The 643-nt window shown below is 50.1% G+C and carries 1 protein-coding gene; it reads left to right on the top strand.

Features of this window, described 5'->3' with window-relative positions; genetic code table 11:
• Positions 1-24: 24 nt before the first annotated feature.
• Positions 25-643: IS5 family transposase (locus RW114_RS20850; protein WP_340124638.1), on the top strand; the 619-nt coding region annotated here is incomplete at its 3' end.

Genomic DNA, 643 nt, shown 5'->3' with positions numbered 1-643 from the left:
CAGCCAGACACTTGCAGACAATTTATCAGTGCCTGCTTGTGGATATTACGTTCGGGAGCGCAGTGGCGGATTTTGCCGCCAACGCATGGTAAGTGGAATAGCATCTTCAAGCGATTTTCACGCTGGTGCGCCAATGGCGCATGGGAGAAGCTCTTAAGTCATTTTTCTGAAGTGGCTGATTTACAGGATGTTTCTATGGATGGCTCGGTGATTAGAGCGCATGCCTGTGCGGCTGGGGCGGCAAATAGCTCCGCCGAGAATGAAGCACTGGGACGTTCCAAAGGTGGTTTTGGCTGTAAGGTTCACGCGCTCTGTGATGCCTTGGGCATGCCGATTAAGTACATTCTGACAGGCGGTCAAGAAGCTGAATGCAAGCGGGCGATACCCTTGCTGGAAAACGTTAACGCCTCAGCCGTTTTGGCGGACAAAGCTTACGACACAAACGAGTTGAGGGCATGGCTGGAATGTCGGGGAATAAAAGCCGTCATCCCGCCAAAATCGAATCGGAAAGAAGAAATTAAATGCGATTATTGGCATTATAAGGAGCGGCATGCGGTCGAATGCATGTTCGGCAAGCTCAAACATTACCGCAGAATTGCCACTCGATACGAGAAAAAGGCTATTAATTACATGGGGATGCTGT

This window comes from Methylobacter svalbardensis (assembly GCF_037671525.1).
Taxonomy (GTDB): domain Bacteria; phylum Pseudomonadota; class Gammaproteobacteria; order Methylococcales; family Methylomonadaceae; genus Methylobacter_A; species Methylobacter_A svalbardensis.
Note: the sequence above shows the minus strand (reverse complement) of the source record. Positions and strands in the feature narration are given on the sequence as shown.